This is a genomic window from Alistipes sp. CAG:29 (assembly GCF_000435435.1).
GTDB classification, from domain to species: Bacteria; Bacteroidota; Bacteroidia; order Bacteroidales; family Rikenellaceae; genus Alistipes; species Alistipes onderdonkii.
Map to the genome: position 1 here is coordinate 1 of NZ_FR893437.1, position 22,187 is coordinate 22,187.

Below are 22,187 nucleotides of genomic sequence, written 5' to 3' on the forward strand. Positions count from 1 at the left end.
TCGGAAGATTCGTGAACGAGATCGGCTCGCTGAATATCACGCCTTTAGGGTTTAGCACAAATAAACTATCCAACAATCAGGTTGGAAATTTAGTCATAGAATTTGCATTGCCGTAAACCGGATCCCTTCGGAAAAGGCAACCGGAGAGGGAATAAATTCCGGTTTCAATACAGTGCGGCAATCCCCGCCTCAGCGCATCAGCAGCTTATACCCCACTCCCCGCACGTTCACCAGCTGGATCGACGGGTCGGCCGCAAGGCGGTGGCGCAGGCGGGTGATGAAGACATGCAGGCTGCGGGCATTGAAAAACGAATCGTCGCCCCAGATATTCACCAGCAGGGTTTTCATCGGCACGATCTCGCCCGCATTCCGGCAGAGGTATTGCAGCACTTCGGATTCGCGGGCCGAAAGTTCCGTCACCACGCCGTCGCACGTGAGCCGCTGGCGCTCGGCGTCGAAACGCATACGCCCCAGTTCGAACACACGTTCCGTACGCGCTTTCCCGACGCCCGCACGCCCGGCAAGCGCCCTGACCCGCACGATCAGCTCGCTCATGGCAAAGGGCTTGCGCAGGTAATCGTTGCCCCCGGTCTCGAATCCCTGCACCACGTCCTCGGCCGCCGAGCGCGCCGAAAGGAAAAGCACAGGCACCCCGGGCGCTTCGCGGCGCAGGCGCCCGACGAAGGTGAACCCGTCCATACAAGGCATCATGACATCCGACACGACCACATCGGGGCGCGACCCGCGGAACGCCCGCAACCCGGCCTCGCCGTCATGGGCGACCGTCACCTCGAACCCCTTTTCGGAAAGGGTATCGGCAATGATCCCCGCGAGGGTTTGCTCGTCCTCTACGAGCAGCAGTCTGATCTTATCGCCCATCGTCCGGAAGTATCAGGGTGAAGGTCGTACCGTGCCCCTCGGTGCTCTCCACCGCGACCGAGCCGCCGTGTTTGGCGGCGATTAGCCCGACGTAGTACAACCCGAGGCCGAAGCCCTTGACATTGTGAATGTCGCCCGTAGGCACGCGGTAAAACTTATCGAAGATATGCGCCTGCGCGGCACGCGGAATGCAGATGCCGTGGTCGGGGAGCCGCGGGGCGCGCCCGATGCCGTCGTCGGCGACTCGCAGGACGACCCGGCCGCCGTCCCGCCCGGCCGAAATGCGGATATGCACCTCCTCGCCGGAATATTTCAGGGCATTGTCGACCAGGTTGTCCAGGGCATGCGAGAGGTGGAAGCGGTCGGCGAAGGCAGTCAGCCCTTCGGGTGAAACATCCACCGTGACCCGTGCGGGTTTGGCTGCCTGCATCCGGAACTTCTCGGCCAGCGCCCCGAGCATCCCGGCCAGGGGGATACGCTCGCGGCGGAGCGTGAAATCCTCACGTTCCTCGCGCGACATGGTGAGGATGCGCTCGACCATCTCCGACAAAGCCGTCAGCTGGCTGCGGATCACACCCAGGTATTTCGCACGCCGCACCCCATCGTCGGCCGCCCCGAAATTCTCCAGCGCGTCGTTGGCCGCATAGGCCACGGCGATCGGGGTCTTCAGTTCATGGGTGATATTGTGCGTGAAATCCATCCGCATCTCCTCGAGCGTCTTCTGCCGGAACAGCGTCCGCAACAGGTAGATGACCACGAACGCGACGACGAGCAGCATGAGCACCGAGGTGAGGATGATGCCGAACAGCTCGCGCAGCAGTTCCCGGTGGGGGTTTTCGATCTTCACCCGGAAAAGCAGCTTGTCGTCCGTGGTGACGCGCGAGGTGAACACCTTCGGGTTCCGTATCCGCGGAGCGTCCTTCTGCGAGGCGATGACCGCCTCCTCCCGCGCCGCACCCGCTGGCCGCGCCGCCAGGCTGTCGAGCCGGATTTCGGTAACATCCCCGTCGTCCCCGCCCCGGATCACGTCGACACTGTGTGGCAGGCCGATGCCGGAATCGGCCAGGTAACGCGTCAGCAGGGAGTCGTAGCGGGACAGGTTGAACTGGAGCGCCGTGAACGAAGGCATGCGCACCTCCTGGTAGATATAACGGGTCTTGTCGCCGCGGCGCAGGGCGATATTCGTCCGCAGCGTGTCGACCTTCGACCGGATGGAAAGCACCTTGCCGGCCGCCCCAAGGCTTTTCACAGAGATCGTGTCGATCATATCCAGCTTAACGGAGTCGATATTGCCCGTCGTCACGACCGACGTCCGGGTCTGCGACGTCCGGCGCCGGTTGCCCATCAGCAGGTCGTCGTACGCCGCGCGGTTCATAGCGAGGGTCACCTTACGCGAAAACTCCTCCGCTCGGTCGGCATACATCCGCCACAAGCTCCACGCCTGCACGAAGGCCAGCGCCAGCAGGGCGCCGATCGCGCAGAACGAGATATTTCTGAAACGGTTCTTATCCACGGCCGAGGGGTTTATACCACAAAAATACGAATAAAAACACTCCTGCCGCCGGCGTTAACATTATTTAACACTTCTTAACGCGGCGTTAACCATCGCCCTTCGTTTTTCGGGGTAATATTGCACCGTAAACCAACACACCGAAGCCATGAAAACAAAACTCACCTTCCTTATCATCGCCGCTGCGCTGGCCGCCGCAACCGCAGGACGGGCGCAGACCGTCATCTCCTACTCGACCGACGGCGGGGCACAGGCCCTCGAAACGGGCAGCGTACGGCAGACCGTGCTGGACACCGCCACGCTCGAAGTGAGCTACCGCATGGAGTGGCTGCGGCGCCCCGACAGCAAGGAGCCGATGCAAGACCTGCTGCTGTTGCAGGCCGGAGGGAAGGTTACGAAATTCTTCTCCTACAAGACGCTCCAGCGGGACTCGCTGCTGCGCATCACCCCGACCGAGCAGGTGCTGGCCAACGTGGGCAACTTCAAGGGCGGCCTGGAAGCTGTCGTATTCCAGAACTACCCCGCAGGCGAACTGACCTGCACCGACAAAATCTCGCGCGACAACATGCTCTACACCGAGCCGCTGCCCGAAATCGAGTGGACGCTCCGCGACGGGACGCGCGAATTCATCGGTTACGGTTGCCGCCGCGCGACCTGCCGCTTCCGCGGGCGCGATTACGAAGCCTGGTACACCGAGGAGCTCCCGCTCGCCACCGGCCCCTGGAAATTCCACGGGCTGCCCGGACTGATCCTGTCCGTGAACGACACGGGCGACGACGGGGGCATCATCCGCTTCGAGGCGACCGGGATCCGCCGCGCCGAAGTCCCGGTGACGATGGCCGACCTGAACTACCTGAAAACTTCGCGCAAAAAATTCCTGGCCACCGAGCGCAAATTCATGACCGACCCGATCGGCTACATGCAGGCCAATTCGAACATCAGGATCACGGTAAGGAACGAGGACGGGACGCCGCGCGAGGGTGCCGACCTGCTCCGCGAATACAATCCGCTGGAAACAGAATAACCCCGCGGCGCGATGAAGTACCTGCTGACCCTGCTTTGGTTGCTGGACGCAATCGCCGCCCAGGCCCAGGAGTATACGGGCCACGTAGCCGACAAGGAGGACGGGGCGGCCGTCGCCGGGGCCATCGTCACGGCGCGGGACTCCCTGGGCAAGCCGCTGGGTTACACGACGACCTCGGCCTCGGGCGATTTCGTGCTCAGGCCGCGCGGGGGCGGGACAACCGCGCAGCTCGACTTCTCGACGATGGGCTACCGCCGGCAGTCGGTTCCGGCCAACGCCGGGCGGATGCTCGTGCTGCTGACGCCCGAGACGACCGATATCCGCGAGGTGACGATCCGCGCCCCGCGGCTGAGCTTCCGGGGCGACACCGTAAGCTACAACGTGTCGCGCTTCACCGAGGCGCAAGACCGCTCGATCGCCGACGTACTGCGCAAGATGCCGGGCATCGAGGTGGCGAAATCGGGCGAGATACGCTACAACGGCCAGCCGATCAACAACTTTTACATCGAAGGGCTGGACATGCTCGACGGCCGTTACGGACAGGCGACCAACAACATCGCGCCGCAGGACGTGGCGAGCGTCGAAGTGATGGAGAACCACCAGCCGATCAAGGCGCTCAAGGACATCGTATTCAGCGACCGCGCAGCCATCAACCTCCGGCTGAAGCCGCACGCCAAAGCCCGCTGGACGGGGACGCTGCGCGGCGGTGCGGGCTGGTCGCCGGCGTTGTGGAACGGCGCGCTCTTCGCCATGCGCATCGGTGCCCGGGGGCAGTCGATGGTCAACCTCAAAACCGACAACACAGGGCAAAACCCCTCGGCCGAGACCGAACGGCTTTCGGTCGAGGACATCCTCAACGGCGGAGCCAACGACTACAATCCCGCCGCACACCTTTCGGTCGGCACTTCGTCCGCGCCGCTCGACGATACACGCACGCGCTTCAACCGCTCGCACATGGCCAGTCTGAACAACCTGCACAAACTCTCCGAGGACTACCAGCTCAGCAGCTCGCTCACTTGGGGTTACGACCGCCTGGCCTCGGATCGCGCCGCCCGGCAAAGCTGGTACCTGGCGGACGGCACGCGCGTGGACACCGAGCAGGAGTCGGCCGCTTCGTGCCGGCAACAGCTTTCGGCACGCATCGCACTAAAAGCCAACACCGAGCGGTTCTACATGCAGGAAAAACTCGAAGCTTCGCTGGCATGGAACGGCATCCGTGCCGTGCTCTCGGGCAGCTACCCCAACCGCCAGCGTGCCGACGCCCCGGCCTACGGCATCGAAAACGACCTGAAATATATCCGGCGCACCGGCACACGTTCGCTCACCGTCACCTCCTACCTGAAATACCTTACCCGCCCTCAGTCGCTCGATGTGGTGCGCGAAACGGGCAACCAGCGGCAGACGATCGCCGACCGCGCTTTTTACATGAACCACAACGCGGCATTCGGCACACAGGCCGGGCGGTTCGCCTTCGCATTCAAAGGCGGGGTTTCGGCACTCTTCCGGGGGCTCGTAACAGACCTGACGGGCACCGGGCTCGGGACAGGCACCGCGAACGACCTTTCGGCCGGCTACGCGGGCGTCTACCTCCAGCCGGGCATCACCTACCGCTCGCAGCGGCTGCGGCTGACGCTCGACCTGCCGGCAGGTTACCGCCGCTATGGACTGCACGACAGGATCGACGGCAGCCGAACCCCGGCGGGCATTTTCACCTGGAAGCCCCGCTTCGCGGTGAAATGGAGCCCCACGGGACACCTTTCGCTTTCGGCATCGGGTACGGTCGGCCGCGACGCGGCGGACGACAGCCGCACAGGCAACGGCGCCGTCCTGCGCAACTACCGTTCGGTGCTCTGCGGCGTAAACGAATACCGGCAAGCGCTGCAACGCAGCCTCTCGGCAGGCATCGCCTACAAGAACCCGATCGGCGGGTTCTTCGCCAGCCTGCTCGCGGTACGTTCATGGAACGACCTGCCGTTCCTGCCTGCGCAGCGCTTCGACGGCGACTATATCGTAAACTACTACGTGCACAGCTCGAACCGCGTGCGGTCATGGTACCTGTCGGGCGACGTCAGCCAGAATATCGACGCCCTCAACGGTCAGGCAGGCCTGAACGTCGGCTACAACCTCAGCGGCACGGAACTGCTGCTGGAAGAGGTGCCGACCTCCTATGAAAATTCCACCCTGACCGTCGCGCCGCGTTTCAACTTCCGGTTCGCCGCCTGGGTAAACACCGAATACCGGCTGGAATACCGCTATACGACACTCTCCATCCGCGGCCGGGAGCCCGACGGGCGGCACGATTTCAACCAGCGGCTGACCGTAAACCTCGTACCGTCGAAGAAATGGGTGATCCAATTCACGGCGGAGCACTATTACTCGCAGCTTTCGGCCGACCGGAGCAAGCACCTGCTACTGGCCGACGCATCGCTGCGCTGGAAAATAAACGGGAAATGGGAAGCTACGGCGACCGCCGCAAACCTTTTCGGCCGCGAAGAATACGCCTATACGACCTTCGACGGAGTAAGCTCGAGCTCCTACCGCTATGCCATCCGCCCGCGCAATATCCTGCTGGGCGCAAGCTGGAAATTCTGACAACCGCCGCACGACGCAACGCCCGGGCAAAACAGTCCGGGGCTTCCGGATCAGAAATTACGCCCCGCGTCCCACCACAGGCGCGTCCCCCCGTGGTCTTCGCCACCGAGTTCCGCGACGAGCGACGCATACTGCTCGGGATCGGACGTCGCCAGCGCAGCCGGGAACGGCAGCCGGCGGATCATCGTTTCGGTATCTATATAGCCCTTGCTATGGTTCAGACGTACGGGGAACAGGCGCGGATATCCCGTCCGCCGCTGTTCGGCCCAGGCCTCGCACCCTTCGGGATACATGGCGATCCACTTCTGGGTGATGATCCGCTCGAGCTTCAGTTCGTCGTCCGCCGTCGCATCCCAGCGGGGCGACACGCGGCACCGGGCGGCAATGTCGTTCCCCGGATCTACCGGATCGTGGTAATCGGCGGCCATGGCGTCGCTCCCCAGGTAGCTTTCGGCCCCGGACAGCTGCCATTGCGCGAACGATGCCGCAACGCCGTTGCGGTAACAGCGCTCCGCATCTTCGTCCGTCCAGCCGCGCAATGCCGCTTCGGCACGCAGGAACCACACCTCGGCCGCCGTCATCAGGACGGCATCGGTATCCGTATCCACCGTAAGGCGGGAAAATGCCGCGTAATAATTATGCGAAAAACCCGTCCCCTGACGGATTCCATGGTATTGCCCCTTCAGGACGACCGTCCCGTCGCCCGCATCGCCGGCAATGACCACGTCGCTGCCGCAGGGCTTGAAAAACTTCTCCAGCCGCGGATCCCCGTACCCGGTCAGTACGGATTCCATCGAAGCGTTCAGGGCGGCCTCGTTCCAGTTCAGGTTGATCTCGCCCAACGGATTGGAATAGGTGCCCGAGGTCTTCACGGCGGCATTCTCCATACTGGTCTCGATCACCCCTCCGGCCGCCTGCGCCGCCTTCCGGAATTCCGCACGGGCCTTTTCGGGCGCGGCAACGGCGATACGCACGGCAAGGCGCATGCGCAGGGAGTTGGCAAAACGGAGCCAGGCCGTATAGCTGCCGTCGAGCAGCAGGTCGAACCTGGAAAACTCGCCGGCCTCGGGCTGCTCCTCGACCCAGGCCGCCAGAATGTCCGCCGCCTCGTCCAGGTCGTCGAAGAAGCAGCCGTAGACCTGTTGCTGGCTGTCGGGCACGTATTCGCTGCCGCGGTCGGCGAAATGGCTGTATATCACCGGCCCGTAGTAGTCCGTCACGCGGTGCATGGCCAGGACTTTGAGTATCTTCGTTATGGCATAGAACGGCGGCATCTTCTCGCGTGCCGTCTGTTCCAGCCGGTAAATCTGGGGCATGACGTAGGAATAGGTAAACTGCCACATGGCGCTGTTCCAACCGTCCTGCAGGTTGTAATCGGAGTTGTGGCTGCCGCCCTGCAACGGTTTGGGATCGTGCATATAGCCCGAGAACATATCCGCATTGAGGTTCTGCGTCATCTGGAACGGCCAGTTCTTGCCCTTGCCGAAATCGTAGTTGAAATAAATCCCCTGCTGAACGATCTGCAGGCGGTATCCGAAGCCGTTGTCGTCGGCCTCGAGATCCCCGTCCGAAATCCCCGAGAGGTCGTCGTTCATATCCCGGAAATTCCCCGTGCAGGCACCCAAAAAGACTGTGCAAAATGCGGCGAACAGATATATGTAAAAGCGCTTCATGATTCTCAGAACTCCAGTTTTATGTTGAAGCCGATGCTCCGTACGGTCGGCATGCCGTAGACGTCGATCCCCTGGTTGTCGTTGCCCGTCGAAAGGACGAGGTCGGGATCGAACGGCGCGGCATTGTAGATAAAGAAGAGGTTGCGCGCCACCAGCGACACGGTCATGCCGCTGAATACCCGCGTACGGCGCATCAGACGCTGCGGCAGCGCATAGGACACCGCCAGTTCGCGGAGCCGGATGTTCGTCGCATCGTACATGTAATACTCGGTCACACCTGCGCGGCCGCCGACCAGTTTGTAAAAACCCTTCACGTCGTCGATCCGCTGCCCTTCGAGCATCACGCAGCCCCGGTCGCGGGCATCGGCCGTTGCGGCCGACACCCCGTAGGAATCCAGGTCGGCCATCGTCTGCGACAGGAGCCGTCCGCCATAGCGGCAGTCCAGCAGCACGGACAGCGACATGCCCTTATAGGAGAACGTGTTGCCCCAGGAGAGCGAGAACACGGGATTGGCATTGCCGACCTTCACCGTATTGCCGTCACCCACGGTGCGGGGCAACCCGGCGGAATCGCCTTCGGCCTCGTAGACGATCCTCCCCATTGCGTCGCGCTCGAACGCCCGCCCGTAAATATCGCCGATCGAACCGCCCTCGACGAGTTTCATGGCATAGGACGATGAAAAACTCGACGGGCCGTAGACATATTCGCGCAGCTCGTCATGGAGTTTTATCACGCGGTTCCTGTTATGTGCGAAGTTCACCGTCGACTGCCACGTCAGCGCACCTCCGTAAACCGGGTAGGCGTTCAGCGACACCTCGACGCCCTGGTTCTCGATATTGCCCGCATTCTCGTAACGGTAGGCGTACGCCTCGCCCGAAAGGGCCGGAAGCTTGAAGAACTGGTTGTGCGTATTGGTCTTGTAGTAGGTCAGGTTGATGCCCAGCCTGTCGTCGAGGAACCGCCATTCGAGCCCCGCCTCGAGGGCGTTGGTCATCTCCGGCTTGAGGTCGGTGCCGGGGGCGGCGTCGGCGGCATTGATGCCCCCTCCGGCCGTGACGTGCGACTTAGGATTGGTGATGAACATGGGGATGTCGTTCCCCACGCGGCTCCATGTCAGGCGCACCTTGGCGAACGAAATCCACCGGGGCAGTTCGAACATCTTGCCGATCACCCACGATGCGCCAGCCGAATAATAGAAGAACCCGCTGCCTTCGTGCGAGGTGTAGGCGAGCGTCGATGCCCAGTCGTTGCGTCCCGTGACTTCGAAATTGAGGCTTCCGGCATACTTGAACGACGCCGTGGCGAAAAGCGACTGCGTCTGGCGCCGCGCATCGATCTGTTCGTCGACATAGGCCGAACCGTTCATGACGATATTGGCGACGTTGAACACGTTGGGGAAATAGAGCGACGCCGTCTTGGAATCTATACGCAGCGAATTGACCGTCCGGTCGTTCAGCCCCGCACCTGCGGTCGCGCTGAACTCCCAGTCCGGGGAGAGGCGTTTGTCGAACATCGCCAGCACCTCGCCGTTGAACAGGGTTTCCGAGTAGCTGCTCTCGATATAGCGTCCGTTGGCACCGGCCAGCGCAGGCGCCGTCGAGGCATAGAATCTCTGCCGCACCTTGTCATTCACATAGTCCACATTGCCGCGCGCCTTGAGCCGCAGCCAGCCGTTCACCTTCCAGTCGGCGGTAAACGAGGCCATGACCCGGTTGCGCAGGCTCCTGCTGCGGATGCGGTTGACAACCCAGTAGGGGTTCTGCTCGAAATCGTCGCTCGGGGCGATCCAATCCTGGACATTGAGTTTGCGGCCGGCGTCATAGACCTCGAAATGCTCCCGGTAAGGCGTGATATCCACCCCGCGGGGGAAGCGGTAAAGCCCGACCAGCGGGTTCATATAGAAACCGCCCGGCACGGGTTTGTCCTCGACCACCTGGCGCATGAAGCTGATATTCCCGTCGAGCTTGAGCCGTTGCCGGAAAAGCCCGGTCGTGGTGCGCAGGTTGAAGTTATGGCGCATCAGGCGGTTCGAACCCGTGATTCCCCGCTCGGCCGTATTGGCATAGGAAAAATAGTTCTGCACCTGTTCCGACCCGGAGGAAACCGAGACCGCATTCATCGCCGTGATCCCCGTCCGGAAAAAATCGCCCGCATTGTCGTAGGTCTTCATCCGCGCACGGGCGCCCCAGCTTTCCACCCCGCCGCTCACCCCGTAACGGTTCTGGAACGCAGGCAGGCTGAAGGGGGACTGGAGCGTAAGGTTCGAAGTGAACGTCACGGGTTGCTGTTTGCGGGCATTGCCCTTTTTGGTCGTAATGAGGATCACGCCGTTGGCGGCCTGACTGCCGTACAAGGCGGCGGCCGGGGCACCCTTGAGGATCGAGACGCTCTCGATATCCTCGGCATTGAGGTTCGAGATGCCGTCGCCGCCGTCGCGGTTCCCGGCATCGGCCACACCGCCTATGGCCGAGTAGGCCTGCTCGGGGGTCGAATTGAGAATAGGCATACCGTCGACCACATAGAGCGGCTGGTTGTCGCTGGCGACCGACCGCACGCCGCGGATGCTTACCTTGGCCGAAGCGCCCGCACCCGACGAGTTCTTGTTCACCTGCACGCCGGCCGACTTGCCCGAAAGCGACAGGATCAAGTTGGGATCCTTCACCGCCGTGAGCTGCGACCCCCTGATCTTATCGGCCGAATAGGTCAGGTCGGCATAGTTGCGTTCGAGCCCCAGCGCCGTCACGATCACCTCGGCGATCGCCTTCACATCCTCCTGTAACACGATTTCGAATTCGGTACGGGTTCCCGTCCCGATACTCTGGTCGATATACCCCAGACACGAGACATCGAGCACGGCACCGGGCAGGACGGCGATCGAGAATTCGCCTTCGGAAAGGGTCGCGACCCCGTTCGAGGTACCCCGTTCGACAATGGTAGCCCCGGCGACGGGATCGCCCGATTCATCGGCGACACGGCCGTTGACAACCACCTTCCGGGGCGGGGACTGGGCATGCGCCGCCATGTCCGGCAACAGGCACAGGCAGGCAAGCAGGGCCGCCATGCACTTCCATCCCCTGTGCAGCGGCCACATTTTTCTCAGACAATACGTAAAAGGCATCACTATTATGGAACAATTAAGTACAAAATTATAAAAATTGGCATATAAATCGTATAATAAATGGAAATTTTAGCAACTATTCCGACTATCCGGCATTCAAAACAGCCCGAAATCCCCCTTTGCACGACAAAATGCAGCGGGGCATTTCCAGGATGCCCTCCGGGTGCCGGCGAAGATTTCGGGGATTATGGTAACCCAAACCGTAATCCGTATAACCGCAATTCCGCAGGAAACGGTATCTTTGCACCATACAACCAGTGGGAAACGATATGTCCAGCACGAAAATAAGACGCACAATGGGAATCCTGACAGGAATAATACTCGCCGCCGCGATCGCCGGCCTGATAATCCTCAACCTCCCGGCCTTCGGACGCCTGCCGCGGGGCAGCCGGCTCGAACGCATCCTGCAATCGCCGAACTACCGCGACGGGCAGTTCCGCAACCTGGAAGCAAGCCCGATGATGACGGGCGACAAAAGCCGCCTGAGCGGCATCCTCGAATTCCTGTTCCGAAAAAAGGAGGGGCTGCGCCCCGACGCGGCCGTCCCGGCCCTCAAGACCGACCTGCGCGCACTGGATCGGGACAGCAACCTGCTGGTGTGGTTCGGGCACTCCTCCTACCTGCTCCAGGCCGAAGGGCGGCGTGTGCTCGTCGACCCCGTATTCCGGGCCGCCGCACCGTTCTCCTTCCTCAACAGGCCTTTCAAGGGCACCGACATCTACCGTCCCGGCGACATGCCCGACGTGGATTTGCTCGTCATCACGCATGACCACTGGGATCACCTCGACTACCGTACGGTCACCGAACTCAAATCCCGGATCGGGAAGGTCGTCTGCCCGCTCGGCGTCGGGGAGCATTTCGAATACTGGGGTTTCGACCCGGAGAAAATCATCGAACTCGACTGGCACGAAACGGCTGCGCTCGGCGACGGGTTCGCGGTGCACTGCCTGCCGTCGCGGCACTTTTCGGGACGCGGACTCAATCCCAACCGGACGTTGTGGGCATCGTTCCTGCTGGAAACCCCGGCACGGCAGGTCTACATGGGCGGAGACGGCGGTTACGGCAAGCATTTCGCGCAGATCGGCCGGCAGTTCCCCGGCATTGACCTGGCGATCCTCGAAAACGGACAGTACAACGAAGCATGGAAATACATCCACACGATGCCCGACCAACTTTCCCTGGCGGCCAAAGAACTGGGTGCCAAGCAGATCATGACCGTCCACCACTCCAAGTTCGCCCTCGCCAGACACCGTTGGGACGAACCGCTGGCGACCGAAGCGGCACTGGCCGCAGACACCGCACTGCATGTACTGCGCCCCGAGATCGGCGAAGTAGTCCCGTTGCGGAATGCACCCGCAGCCGTCCCCGTACCCTGAGCCCGGCATTCCGGCCGGCCCCGGGCATCTACACCCGGGGCGCGGGGCAGGGCATCCAGCCCAGCCCCGCAGACAGGTGCCCGCCTGCCGCGAAAGGGATGTACGGCGTACACCCCAGCCCAACCGTCCGCCGATCGAACCGTCGGGAACTCTGGTATGTAAATTGCTGTCAGGGAGGGAAAATCCGTATGCTATGGAAAATTTCTCAACCCTGATCGAAAATTCGAAACGCGCCGTGCGCTATTGGTGGCTGCTGCTTATCATCGGCATCGCCCTGTTCGTAGTCGGCATCCTCGTATTCGTCTACCCCACACAAAGTTACCTGGGCATGTCGCTCCTGTTCGGGTGGCTGATGCTGATTTCGGGCATCCTCGAAGTCGTACTCTCATCGGTCAACAAACATTTCATCACCGGACGCGGCTGGATGCTGGCGGGCGGCATCATCGAGATCGTGCTGGGCATCATCCTGATCTTCAACGTCGCGCTTTCGGCCGTTACGCTCCCGATATTCCTCGGGTTCTGGCTCATGCTGCGTGCGTTCGGTGCCATCGGGCTCGGCAGCGACATGGGCGCCATGCAGATCGCCGGGTCGGGCTGGACTATTTTCAGCGGCATCCTGCTGCTGCTCTGTTCGCTCTGGATCCTTTTCCAGCCGCTCGTATTCGGCACCACGGCCGTCATCGTATGGGTCGGCATTTCGCTGCTCTTTGCCGGGGTCGCCGCCTGCTCGCTCTCGCTCCAGCTCCACCGGGCGCACCGCTGCCTCGGCGACCGCTAAAGCGGCCACGACATATCACCCAAAAGCCCCTGCCGCGGCAGGGGCTTTTCCGTACCCGGCCCTGCAAAATCCTGAAACACCAAGGGGAACAGGGCAGCCGATCTCCGCCCGAAAACACCCCCTCCCCGACCGCCCCGATAAACAAAGGGGAGTTTCTTCGACCAGAGATAGATCGCAAAAACTTTCTTTTTGCGAACTTTTTTATTCTTTTTTTATTATTTTTGCATCTAACAGCAAAAAAACAGCCCAAAAAGCAATCCATGAAAACATCAATCCCCCGGACATTGCTGACGGCCATTCCCGCACTGGCCGCAGCCGGATGTACGGAAAATCCGGCTCCGCGTCCCAACGTGATCTTCATCCTGATGGACGACGCAGGCTACGGCGACTTCGGTTGCTACGGGCAGCAAAAGATCGAGACTCCCAACATCGACGCGTTGAGCGAATGCGGCGTCCGCTTCACGGACATGTACTCTGCGGCACCGCTCTCTTCGCCGGCACGCTGCGGCCTGCTGACGGGGCGGCACGCCGGCCATGCGCAGATCCGCGCCAACGACGAGATGGAATGGCGGGGCGACGTCTGGAACCACGAGGCAATGCTGCGCGATTCGACGCTCGAAGGACAGGCTCCGCTCGAAGCCGGCACCCCGACGCTCGGCTCGGTCATGCAGCAGGCCGGATACGCCACGGCCATGATCGGCAAATGGGGCGTCGGAGGCCCCGCGACGGAGGGTACGCCCAATAAAATGGGCTTCGGCACCTATTACGGCTGCATTTGCCAGCGACAGGCGCACACCTACTACCCGCCCTTCCTGTGGCAAAACGACCGGCGCGTCTACCTCGACAACGAACTGCTGCCGCCGGGCACGCCGCTCGACGCAGGGGCCGACCCCTACGACCCGCGCAGCTACGACAAATACACGCAGCGCACATACAGCCCCGACGCCATGTACGACCAGGTGCTCGAATTCGTGAATGCCAACAAGGAGCGGCCGTTCTTCCTGATGTGGACGACGCCGATCCCCCACAGCCCGATGCAGGCGCCCGATGCCGACGTACAGTACTACGTGCGTAAATTCGGCGACGAACAACCCATCGAGGGCAAGGGTTATTTCCCCTCGCGGTGGCCGCGGGCGACCTATGCCGCGATGATCACCTACTTCGACCGCCAGATAGGCGGGCTGGTCGCCGAACTCAAACGGCTCGGCATCTGGGAAAATACGGTAATCGTCATTACGAGCGACAACGGCCCGGCGTCGAACTCCTGCTCGTCGAGCGAGTGGTTCGACAGCGCCCACCCGTTCCGCAGCGGCAAGGGCTGGGGCAAGTCGTCGTTGCGCGAGGGCGGTATCCGGATGCCCTTCATCGTGGCGTGGGGCGGCAAACTCCGCCCGCAGGTGAGCGACCATGTCGGTTATTTCCCCGATGTGATGCCGACCCTTTGCGAATTGGCCGGGGTCGAGCCCCCCGCGACCGACGGCATTTCGTTCCTGCCGGCCCTCGAAGGGCGCAGACAACCGCAGCACGAATATCTCTATTGGGAGTTCCCCGGCAGCAAAGGCTGGGTAGCCGTCCGCTGGGGCGAATGGAAAGGTTTGCTGCGCCGTGTGAAGGAGGGGAACGACCGCTTTGAATTATTCAACCTCAGTGACGATCCCCGCGAGGAACACGACCTTGCCGCACAGCATCCCGAGATCATCGACCGGATGTGGCAATTCGTTTCGGCTTCGCATACCGAACCCGCTAATCCGAAATTCAGGATGGAGGTCGGCCGCAAATAAGACCGGTATAAAAATTCCGGGAACACGGGCAGGGCCGCGTGAAAAAGCACCGTCGAGGTGCTTTTTTCATCCGTAGCGGACACGAACCATCGCCCGGACGGAACCGCCATGCCCGCCACCCGTGATCCGCAGGCTTCCAAGGCAGGAAGACACCGTCTACCGGCCGCTGCCCGGGCAGGGTGCAACCCGCATTACGAGTAGCGGGCGTTTGTAACCCCGGCCGCAGCCGTGGCGCGGGCGAGGTATTCCTGCAGGATCAGCGCATGGTTCCCGGCCGCATTCTTCGAAGCGTACAGCAGCGTGACCGTATCCTTACCGGCGATCCGGCGGACGAAGTCGCGCACGGCCGGCGAGGAGCGTAATTCCCCGGTATACCTGCGGCGGAATTCCTCCCACCGCTCTTCAGGGGCGGCATGGAACCATGTCCGCAGCCCGGGGGTCGGGGCGATCTCCTTGGCCCACAGGTCATAGCGGAGCGCCTCCTTGCGGATGCCCCGCGGCCACAATTTATCGACCAGCACCCGGTAGCCGTCCTCCGGAGCCTCGGGTTCGTAAACCCGCTTGATACGTATCCGTGTCATAACGATCGGTTTTTACCCGGACGTCGCAAAAAACATTCCGGACAGGATTTCCGCAAAGCCCGCACCGGATGCAGGGCATTAAAATGAAGGGCGCCTCCCGGCGCCCTTCCCCATCAAAAATTAACCCTTAAAAATTATCTCCATTTCGGAAAACCTCCGAGAGGTAATGGTGTAAAAAGAAAAGATCTGCGTCACCCTGGACAACCTCCCGCATCATAAGATCTTCGTCATCAGAGATGCCTTCGTCTGAAACCTCGTTTTTGTCAATATCCTCCATAGGCATCTAATATTTTGCTTTGTACTAACTAAACGCCCGCCCCATGGAAATATTGTGCGGAATCAGCACAAAACCATATTTTTTTCTTTGATCATCCGTCGCAGGTTGATAAGCGCATAGCGCATACGCCCCAACGCGGTATTTATACTCACGTCGGTTTGTTCCGCGATATCCTTGAAACTCAGACCGGAAAAGTAACGCATCATCACCACCTCGCGCTGTTCCGGAGGCAGCAGCTCGACCAAAGCACGCACGTCGCGCTCGATCTGCTCGCTGACCATCGCGTCCTCGACGTTCCGTTCGGCGAAACGCAGCGACCCCAGTACGTCATAACCCGCCTCAGCCTCGGTGACGGTCTTGTTCTGCCGCTGGGCGCGGAAGTGGTCGATCACCTGATTATGCGCAATACGAAGTATCCACGAGAGAAATTTCCCGTTGTCCGTATAACGGCCGTCGTCGATAACCCGCACGGCTTTGATGAATGTTTCCTGAAAGATGTCCTCGGCAACGCCACGGTCTTTGACCATCATATTGATGTAGTCCCGCACACGGCGGCTGTGGCGTTCGATGAGCTTGGATATGGCACCCTGGTCACCTGAAAGGTAATGATTAAGCAATACCTGGTCACTTAATGCTTGTACGTTCATACTCTTTTCTCCTAATTATAGTTATAAAGAGTAGAATTTTTCCCGATAGGCTATCCTTTTAATGTTGTATGCGCGTCAGTTTCGTGTGTTCGGGCTTTTGAAACGATGGTTTCCGGAGCCTTTACGGCGGCAAGATAAATACTTTTTTCCGAAAAACCAAATTTCTTTCTACTCCGCCGGGGGAAATCCCCGCTGTTTTTCCGGTTGCTGAATTTACAAATTCCGTGCCGGAATCGGCCGCAGCCGTATCCCGTTAGTTATCAGCAAAAAAGCGGAATAACAAGGGAAAAATCGCGGACAGGAGATACATTTTCCGGGGCCGTCAGGGGCAGGAAGGCGGGTCGCCGCCCGGGATTCCGGCTTCGGCGGGACATTTCACGGGTTCGACATGGATCGAGATGATCGTCCCCTGGCCGAAACGCGCCCGCAGGCGGCGTTCGATATCGACCGTCAGCTCGTGCGAACGGGCGACGCTCATCGCCCCGTCCACCCTAACATGCACTTCGACGGCAATCGCGGCCCCGATACGGCGCGTTCGCAGGTTGTGCGGCTCCCCCACCTCGGGATCGGCCGTAACGATTCCCAAAATCTCCTGCTCCGTCTCGTCGGGCAACGAACGCTCGAGCAACTCCCCGAGCCCCGTGCGGATCAGGTCGAAAGCAACCTTGAAGATAAAGACTGCGACGACCAACGCTGCGATGGGATCGGCGATGCGCCACCGCTGCCCGAGGAAATAGGCACATCCGATGCCCGCCAGCGTCCCCAGCGACGAAAGGGCGTCGCTGCGGTGATGCCAGGCATTGGCGACCATGCTCGGGCTTTCGACCCGGCGCCCCTCACGCACCGTATATCGGTATAATATCTCCTTGATGACGATCGACACCACCGCCGCGGCCAGAGCCACGGCGCCCGGGCGGGGCAACTCCCCGCCATCGACGACGATGCGGATGGCGCGGATGCTGCTGAGCAGGATACCGGCGCCAACGGCCGCCAGCGCCAGGCTGATGATGATCGTAGCCAGCGTCTCGTATTTCCCGTGCCCGTAGTCGTGCCCGTCGTCCCTGGGCTTGGCGGAGATCTTCGCGAAGGCGATCACCACCACGTCGGTAGCCATGTCGGAACAGGAGTGCACCGCGTCGGCGACCATCGCCCCGCTCCGGCCCACGATCCCCGCCGCGAACTTCATCGCCGTGAGGACGAGGTTGACCACGAACCCGACGAAGGTCACGCGGTAAATCACGCGCTTGCGTGCTTCGGCTTCACAGGACATGGCACTATTCGAAATTTGCAGGATAAGACGACAACTGGTATGCCAGCGCCTTCGCCATCCGGTAATGCCCCTCGGCATTGGGATGGAGACGGTCGCTCCGCGCGTCGTGGAAATAGCGGGCATGGGAATCCGCATTGGGATAAAGCCCGCAGATGCTGTTCAGGTCGATGACGGGGACGGCCCAGACGTTCGCAGCCTCCTTGACCGCATCCACATAGGCATCCGCATAGAGGCCGAGGCTGTTGGGATAGGATTCGTCGGGCTGGATGTTGTTGTCCCCGAAACGGGCGTATCCCCGGTGGATGGGGGTCAGCAGGATCACCTGCTTGTCCGGGAAATTCGCCTTCAGGTAGGACATCGCGATATTGATACGGCCGCGGAAAGTATCCCCGTCCATCGACAACGTCCTCCTTGTCCGGATCTCCGACCGGGGGCCGGACACCTCGACAGGTACCTCACCGGTCGTATACCACTCACCCAGGGGCGTCCCGGAATTGAAATCGTTCGTCCCGGCAAAGATCAGGATCGCATCGATGTCGCCGCCGCGCTCGGCCCTAAGTTTCTCGCACTGCCCCGGCACGTCCCGCCACTGCTGGCCGTTGATCCCGTAGACGAACGGCACGAGGCCGAGCATCTCCTGCAAATACTGCCAATAGTTCTTCGTCGTGCCGACATGCGCCTTGTCGGTGATCGAATCGCCCATGAAAGCGACTTTCCGTCCCTTCCACTGGGTACCCGCAACCGGCAGCAGATGATCCCCGTCCCCGGCATAGGCCGGGCACACGGCGGCACAGAAGCCCAGCAGCCATACCGCGCACAAACATACAGAATATCGCATACGTCCAATCATTTATAATATTACCCGGGGCACGCCCCACAAAATAACGGAAGCCCGCCCGCTTCGGGGGAAGGCACAAAAAAGGGCGAACGGACTGCCTCGGCACCCATTCGCCCGTTACCGGCGGAGACGCCCGTCCGAATCCGGCCCTAATAGCTGCGGGCGAAGAGCACCCGGCGGTGCGACGGCTTGCCCGAGAAGATACATTTACCCTCCTCATCGGGCGCATCGAACGGGATGCAACGGATCGTAGCCTTCGTGGCATCCTTGATCGCCACCTCGGTTTCGACCGTCCCGTCCCAATGCGCAAGCACGAAACCGCCTTTTTTGTCGAGCACCTCCTTGAACTCCTCCCACGTGTCGACCCTGGTAATCATCGACTCGCGGTAAGCCAGCGCCTTGCTGAAAATATTTTGCTGGATTTCGGCCATCAGTCCTTCGATGCGCTCCACGAGCCCCTCCTGCGGGACGGTCTCCTTCTCGAGCGTGTCCCGGCGCACCAATTCGATCGTACCGTTCTCCATATCGCGCGGCCCCATCGCCAGACGCACGGGGACGCCCTTCAGTTCGTACTCCGCGAACTTGAAACCCGAGCGCACGTTGTCGCGGTCATCGACCTTCACGCTGATACCCCTGGCCTTGAGTTGCTCCGCAATGGCCCCGAAGCGCGTACGGATTTCGGCCAGCTGGTCTTCGCCCTTGTAGATGGGCACCATCACCACCTGGATCGGCGCCAGTTTCGGCGGCAGCACGAGGCCGTTGTTGTCCGAATGGGCCATGATGAGCGCACCCATCAGGCGGGTCGAAACACCCCACGAGGTCGCCCACACATATTCGAGCTTGCCCTCCTTGTTGACATACTGCACGTCGAACGCCTTGGCGAAATTCTGCCCCAGGAAATGCGACGTACCGCTCTGCAACGCCTTGCCGTCCTGCATCAGCGCCTCGATGGTCAGCGTATCCTCGGCACCCGCGAAACGCTCGTTGGGCGACTTGTGGCCGACGATGACGGGAACCGACATCCACTCTTCGGCGAATTTCTGATATACGTGGATCATCTTTTCGGCCTCCTCGACGGCCTCCTCGCGCGTGGCATGCGCCGTATGACCCTCCTGCCATAGGAACTCGGCAGTACGCAGGAACAGGCGCGTACGCATCTCCCAGCGCACGACGTTCGCCCACTGGTTGCAGAGGATCGGCAGGTCGCGGTACGACTGGATCCAGTTTTTATAGGTGTTCCAGATGATGGTCTCCGACGTGGGACGCACGATCAGCTCCTCTTCGAGCTTGGCATCGGGGTCTACCACGACGCCTTTGCCTTCGGGATCGTTCTTCAGGCGGTAGTGCGTCACCACGGCGCACTCCTTGGCAAAGCCCTCGACATGGTGCGCCTCCTTCGAGAAGAAGGACTTGGGGATGAACAGCGGGAAATAGGCGTTCTGATGCCCCGTATCCTTGAACATCTTGTCCAGCGCGTCGTGCATCTTCTCCCAAATGGCATAGCCGTAGGGTTTGATGACCATACATCCGCGTACGGCCGAGTTTTCGGCCAGCCCGGCCTTCACGACCAGGTCGTTGTACCATTGCGAGTAGTTCTCGTCCGACTTCGTGAGGTCTTTGAGTTCCTTTGCCATATATCTTTGTTTTTTATTTTGTATCAGCCTGCAAATATAATAAAAAAATAAAGGTTCGTCACACGGACGAACCTTTATATTGGCAGGCAAAGCCTCAGAAGCGGAAGCCGAGCGTCATCGAGATATAATGACGCGTCTGTTTGGTATCGTACAGGCCGCTGTAAGTCTTCATCTCGCCGCCGTTCTGGTATTTGCTGAAGAAAAGCTCGTAGGGCGTCTGTTTCTCGGTCACGTTCTGGTAGGCCACGTCCAGCACCGTATTACGCCCGAGGTTGATCCCGAGGCCGCCCGTAATGTAGTAGCTCTCGTAGACGCTCGGCGAATTGTAATACTGCTGCCTGTCCTTGAACATCGAATCGGTATAACCGCCGCCCAGGCGCACGGCAAAGATCGGCAGGGGACGCACTTCGACGCCTGCCCGCAGGGTATTCGTACCTTTGTAATTATTCTTGAACTCGGCCTTGTACGCTTCGGAGTGGAAATCGGCGCCTTCGGGCACGTTCTTCACACGGATGCCGTTGTACCACTCGCGTTCGTAGTCGACCGACACGATGGCGAAGTTGCCGAACGTGTACGAAGCGCCGAACAACAGCCGCGAAGGCGATACGAAATCCCAGCTGTTGCCGCCGATATCGTCCTGCCGCGGCGTAGAATCGAAATTATACTGGTCGTCTTCCGTTTTATTATTGATCAGGTGCGATTCGATGTCGGCACGGTAACTGCGGTCGAGCCAGTAGTAGGTCGGCGTATGGAACGCCACACCCACACGCAGGCCGGCCACGGGGCGCACGATGACACCCAGTTTGAAATCCACGCCGCTGCCGTCGATCTTCGATTCCTGATAGAGGCTCATGTAATCGAGCTGCGCATTGAGCGGAGTACCGTTCTTGTCGACCGCATTCGCGGAATTTCCGGCGGCATCGAAATAACCGTACTCTTCCTGATAGGTCATGCCCACCTTCTTGTAGACGCTGCGTATGCCGATCGTGGCTCCGACATAAACGATATTGTTGAAATTGGCCCCCATCGAAACGGCGAATTCGTTGATCGAGCCCTGGCTCACGACATCCATCGAGTGCCGTACCGAAGCGTTGCGGCCGATGCAGTCGGGCACCCACTGCCCGCCTACGTCGCTGATCAGATAGCCGTTATAGCCGAGGATAGCCGGCCAGTACCAGGGATTGTAATTGTAGCCCAGATTACCGTCCTTATCCGGGAAAATCCCATCCTGCCCGAGCTGCTGCCCGAAGACATCGGCGATGGTCGGCATCAGCTGGTCGGGCTTCGAAGGATCGTAACGCGACTCCGAGGAGAACGAATAGCGGGTATTGAAATCCGCGATACGGTTCATGCCGATACCGAGCGTAAGGCTCGTGAGCGGGCTGGCCGGACTCTCAAAAACATTGAGCGCCACACCGACGTTGGCAAAAGCGAAGCGGGTCTTGTTATTGCCCACCCACGACGGCGCGCCCTGCGTTTGGCCATGGGCGACCGACAGCAGAGGCGTGAGTGAGAACTCGTTGCGGCGGAACATACCCAACCCGGCCGGATTGATCGACATCGACGAAAGGTCGGCGCCCAGCGAAGTGAAAGCCCCGCCCATCCCCATCACGCGCGCCGTACCGAACGGATGCGACCGGGAAAGCGCGGCGAAATCGGTGGACATCATCAGGTCATTGTTGTACGTCAGGCCCCCGAATTCGAGGTTCTGAGCCTGCAACGGCGCTGCGGCCACACAGGCCGCAAGCCATATCATGATCTTACGTTTCATAGACTATCTCTGTTTTATCGTTGACTAACGCCCGCCGTAACCGCGGCTTCCACCCGACGAACTGCCGCCGCGCGACCCGCCGCCACCGCTGTAACCGCCCCCCGACGAACCGCCGCGCGACCCGCCGAAGCTGCTGCCGCTGTTGTAACTGCTGCTGCGCGACCCGCTGTCGTAGGACGAACGCCCCGAGTTGCTGTTGTTGCGGTTGTTATTCCACGAGTTGTTGTTCCAGGAGTTATTGTTGTTATTGCGGTTGCTGCCGCCGTTGTAAACCGAACTGTTGCGGTTGTTGCGTCCGCCGCTCTGGTAATACGTCCTGCCGCTGCCCGAGTTGCCCCCGCGCGAAGTGGTCGTACCGTTCCTGTAACCCGAATTGGCGGTTCCGCGGTACCGGCTTCCGGAAGCCACGCTCCCCGGCACGTAGCGCGAAGGGCGCC

16 protein-coding genes and 1 pseudogene are annotated in these 22,187 nt (G+C 60.7%); 5 read left to right on the top strand and 12 right to left on the bottom strand.

Annotated elements, in window-relative coordinates; all coding sequences use genetic code 11:
* Positions 1–189: 189 nt before the first annotated feature.
* Both QVP03_RS04255 and QVP03_RS04260 read right to left on the bottom strand, forming a co-directional pair.
* The gene (locus QVP03_RS04255; protein ID WP_022332342.1) at positions 190–879 is read right to left on the bottom strand and encodes a response regulator transcription factor; all 690 of its coding nucleotides are present in this window, start codon (positions 877–879) and stop codon (positions 190–192) included.
* Positions 869–2,392, bottom strand: coding sequence for a sensor histidine kinase (locus tag QVP03_RS04260; protein WP_022332343.1), 1,524 nt, complete (start codon positions 2,390–2,392; stop codon positions 869–871). Before QVP03_RS04260 ends, QVP03_RS04255 begins: the two co-directional genes overlap by 11 nt.
* A gap of 145 nt (positions 2,393–2,537) precedes the next feature.
* Between QVP03_RS04260 and QVP03_RS04265 the strand changes: the two genes are divergently transcribed.
* A complete protein-coding gene (locus QVP03_RS04265; protein WP_022332344.1) occupies positions 2,538–3,413 on the top strand; it encodes a GLPGLI family protein in 876 nt (291 codons plus the stop codon).
* Positions 3,414–3,425: 12 nt separating this feature from the next.
* On the top strand, positions 3,426–6,005 hold the full coding sequence (locus QVP03_RS04270; protein WP_022332345.1) for a TonB-dependent receptor: 2,580 nt from the start codon (positions 3,426–3,428) through the stop codon (positions 6,003–6,005).
* A 50-nt stretch (positions 6,006–6,055) separates the two neighbouring features.
* On the opposite strand, the gene QVP03_RS04275 is transcribed toward QVP03_RS04270, so the two are convergent.
* The gene (locus QVP03_RS04275) at positions 6,056–7,678 is read right to left on the bottom strand and encodes a SusD/RagB family nutrient-binding outer membrane lipoprotein (protein ID WP_022332346.1); all 1,623 of its coding nucleotides are present in this window, start codon (positions 7,676–7,678) and stop codon (positions 6,056–6,058) included.
* Between the two features lie 5 nt (positions 7,679–7,683).
* The gene (locus QVP03_RS04280; RefSeq protein WP_256166441.1) at positions 7,684–10,701 is read right to left on the bottom strand and encodes a SusC/RagA family TonB-linked outer membrane protein; all 3,018 of its coding nucleotides are present in this window, start codon (positions 10,699–10,701) and stop codon (positions 7,684–7,686) included.
* A 365-nt stretch (positions 10,702–11,066) separates the two neighbouring features.
* Between QVP03_RS04280 and QVP03_RS04285 the strand changes: the two genes are divergently transcribed.
* The 3 genes from QVP03_RS04285 (at position 11,067) to QVP03_RS04295 (ending at position 14,732) form a co-directional block, all read left to right on the top strand.
* Positions 11,067–12,173, top strand: coding sequence for an MBL fold metallo-hydrolase (locus QVP03_RS04285; protein ID WP_087402098.1), 1,107 nt, complete (start codon positions 11,067–11,069; stop codon positions 12,171–12,173).
* 193 nt (positions 12,174–12,366) lie between these two features.
* Entirely contained in the window at positions 12,367–12,951 is a 585-nt protein-coding gene (locus QVP03_RS04290; RefSeq protein WP_022332349.1) for an HdeD family acid-resistance protein, read from the top strand.
* 260 nt (positions 12,952–13,211) lie between these two features.
* Positions 13,212–14,732, top strand: coding sequence for an arylsulfatase (locus QVP03_RS04295; protein WP_022332350.1), 1,521 nt, complete (start codon positions 13,212–13,214; stop codon positions 14,730–14,732).
* A 191-nt stretch (positions 14,733–14,923) separates the two neighbouring features.
* Here the strand turns inward: QVP03_RS04295 and QVP03_RS04300 are convergent, their stop codons facing one another.
* The 8 genes and pseudogenes from QVP03_RS04300 to QVP03_RS04335 all read right to left on the bottom strand — a co-directional run.
* The gene (locus QVP03_RS04300) at positions 14,924–15,313 is read right to left on the bottom strand and encodes a DUF488 domain-containing protein (protein WP_022332351.1); all 390 of its coding nucleotides are present in this window, start codon (positions 15,311–15,313) and stop codon (positions 14,924–14,926) included.
* A gap of 127 nt (positions 15,314–15,440) precedes the next feature.
* On the bottom strand, positions 15,441–15,590 hold the full coding sequence (locus tag QVP03_RS04305; RefSeq protein WP_022332352.1) for a hypothetical protein: 150 nt from the start codon (positions 15,588–15,590) through the stop codon (positions 15,441–15,443).
* Between the two features lie 62 nt (positions 15,591–15,652).
* Positions 15,653–16,237: an RNA polymerase sigma factor gene (locus QVP03_RS04310; RefSeq protein ID WP_022332353.1), complete on the bottom strand. Its 585-nt coding sequence runs from the start codon at positions 16,235–16,237 to the stop codon at positions 15,653–15,655.
* A 322-nt stretch (positions 16,238–16,559) separates the two neighbouring features.
* Entirely contained in the window at positions 16,560–17,507 is a 948-nt protein-coding gene (locus tag QVP03_RS04315; protein WP_022332354.1) for a cation diffusion facilitator family transporter, read from the bottom strand.
* Positions 17,508–17,511: 4 nt separating this feature from the next.
* Positions 17,512–18,345 carry an SGNH/GDSL hydrolase family protein gene (locus QVP03_RS04320; protein WP_022332355.1) on the bottom strand — a complete coding sequence of 278 codons (834 nt, stop codon included), beginning with the start codon at positions 18,343–18,345 and terminating at the stop codon, positions 17,512–17,514.
* 149 nt (positions 18,346–18,494) lie between these two features.
* Positions 18,495–19,979 carry a proline--tRNA ligase gene (gene proS / locus QVP03_RS04325; protein ID WP_018696398.1) on the bottom strand — a complete coding sequence of 495 codons (1,485 nt, stop codon included), beginning with the start codon at positions 19,977–19,979 and terminating at the stop codon, positions 18,495–18,497.
* A gap of 94 nt (positions 19,980–20,073) precedes the next feature.
* The gene (locus QVP03_RS04330) at positions 20,074–21,750 is read right to left on the bottom strand and encodes an OmpP1/FadL family transporter (RefSeq protein WP_022332356.1); all 1,677 of its coding nucleotides are present in this window, start codon (positions 21,748–21,750) and stop codon (positions 20,074–20,076) included.
* Between the two features lie 24 nt (positions 21,751–21,774).
* Positions 21,775–22,187 (bottom strand): annotated as a pseudogene (locus QVP03_RS04335) (hypothetical protein); the annotation flags it as partial.

What these genes read in the sequence shown, in the direction of transcription:
- QVP03_RS04275 (WP_022332346.1), bottom strand. Translation starts at nt 7,678, where the DNA reads ATGAAGCGCTTTTACATATATCTGTTCGCCGCATTTTGCACAGTCTTT.
- QVP03_RS04270 (WP_022332345.1), top strand. Translation starts at nt 3,426, where the DNA reads ATGAAGTACCTGCTGACCCTGCTTTGGTTGCTGGACGCAATCGCCGCC.
- QVP03_RS04305 (WP_022332352.1), bottom strand. Translation starts at nt 15,590, where the DNA reads ATGGAGGATATTGACAAAAACGAGGTTTCAGACGAAGGCATCTCTGAT.
- QVP03_RS04330 (WP_022332356.1), bottom strand. Translation starts at nt 21,750, where the DNA reads ATGAAACGTAAGATCATGATATGGCTTGCGGCCTGTGTGGCCGCAGCG.
- QVP03_RS04295 (WP_022332350.1), top strand. Translation starts at nt 13,212, where the DNA reads ATGAAAACATCAATCCCCCGGACATTGCTGACGGCCATTCCCGCACTG.
- QVP03_RS04315 (WP_022332354.1), bottom strand. Translation starts at nt 17,507, where the DNA reads ATGTCCTGTGAAGCCGAAGCACGCAAGCGCGTGATTTACCGCGTGACC.
- QVP03_RS04290 (WP_022332349.1), top strand. Translation starts at nt 12,367, where the DNA reads ATGGAAAATTTCTCAACCCTGATCGAAAATTCGAAACGCGCCGTGCGC.
- QVP03_RS04300 (WP_022332351.1), bottom strand. Translation starts at nt 15,313, where the DNA reads ATGACACGGATACGTATCAAGCGGGTTTACGAACCCGAGGCTCCGGAG.
- QVP03_RS04280 (WP_256166441.1), bottom strand. Translation starts at nt 10,701, where the DNA reads ATGGCGGCGCATGCCCAGTCCCCGCCCCGGAAGGTGGTTGTCAACGGC.
- QVP03_RS04310 (WP_022332353.1), bottom strand. Translation starts at nt 16,237, where the DNA reads ATGAACGTACAAGCATTAAGTGACCAGGTATTGCTTAATCATTACCTT.
- QVP03_RS04255 (WP_022332342.1), bottom strand. Translation starts at nt 879, where the DNA reads ATGGGCGATAAGATCAGACTGCTGCTCGTAGAGGACGAGCAAACCCTC.
- proS (WP_018696398.1), bottom strand. Translation starts at nt 19,979, where the DNA reads ATGGCAAAGGAACTCAAAGACCTCACGAAGTCGGACGAGAACTACTCG.
- QVP03_RS04285 (WP_087402098.1), top strand. Translation starts at nt 11,067, where the DNA reads ATGTCCAGCACGAAAATAAGACGCACAATGGGAATCCTGACAGGAATA.
- QVP03_RS04265 (WP_022332344.1), top strand. Translation starts at nt 2,538, where the DNA reads ATGAAAACAAAACTCACCTTCCTTATCATCGCCGCTGCGCTGGCCGCC.
- QVP03_RS04320 (WP_022332355.1), bottom strand. Translation starts at nt 18,345, where the DNA reads ATGCGATATTCTGTATGTTTGTGCGCGGTATGGCTGCTGGGCTTCTGT.